General features: G+C 44.1%; 1 protein-coding gene. It reads left to right on the top strand.

Annotation, left to right across the window (positions count from 1 at the left end):
* Positions 1-1,003: hypothetical protein (locus RH89_RS29960; RefSeq protein ID WP_004403921.1), on the top strand; the 1,003-nt coding region annotated here is incomplete at both ends.

Genomic DNA, 1,003 nt, shown 5'->3' with positions numbered 1-1,003 from the left:
GTCGATGATACTCCACCAGGAAAACCAACCATCACCAACATCACCGATGATTCAGCGAATAGTGACTACTCTGATGTGACTCTGCATGGTACGGGTAGTGAAGTCGGTAATACTATTGAGGTATTTGCTAAAGATGCTGACGGTAACTATGTATCTATTGGTACTGCTACCGTCCAGGATGATTTGAGTTGGACTCTTGATATCTCTAGTATTAGCGTAACGCCGATCAACGACAATGAATTCATGTTTGCTAAGGAAACGGATTCTGCTGGAAATGTGAGTGAGGCATCCGATACCGTTCATTACTACCATGGTAGTTTCGATCCAGCTGTTACGGAGTCTTCTGATGACTATGTACTTCTTGGTGGAGGTCGAGATGATCTACAAATGGTTTCCGATGACGACAATGACTATTTTGTCGCGGATGGCGGTGCCCACGATGACAAGGCAATTTTCTCTGATTCCATTGAAAACTATGTGATCAGTGTTAACAGTGCTGGCGAGGTTGTAGTATTTGAGCCATCTGAAAATGATACGAACGTATTCCGAGAGTTTGAACGCTTTGAGTTTGGCGATGAGACTTATACAGTTGAAGAGCTTCTGAAACCTACTGTTACCATTACCAGCGATGTGAATGACGACGGTGTTCTTGCCGGTTCTGAAGTTGAGTCATCTGTAAGCTACCGAGTTGATCTTCCTGCCGGTGCAGCAGTGGGTACAGTTCTGCTTGTAACGCTACCTTCCGGAGTTCAGTCTATTACTCTTACAGAACAGCAGATTGAAGACGGTCATGTAACTGGTTCTTACACTACGCCATCAGAAGGTAGTGATTTGACTATTAGCGTTTCTATTACACATGCGAACGGTCAGGAATACACGTCGTCTGATTCTGTTCATGTGAATGAAGCTCCAGAAGTTAATGATTTCACAGTGTCTTCAACATCCAGCGTCTTCAATATTCCTTTCTCTGGTAATGCAACGGATACAGAGGACGACAGTAGTG

The sequence above is a fragment of the Vibrio nigripulchritudo ATCC 27043 genome, from assembly GCF_000222685.1.
GTDB classification, from domain to species: Bacteria; Pseudomonadota; Gammaproteobacteria; order Enterobacterales; family Vibrionaceae; genus Vibrio; species Vibrio nigripulchritudo.
This window is presented reverse-complemented; position numbering and strand designations above follow the sequence as displayed.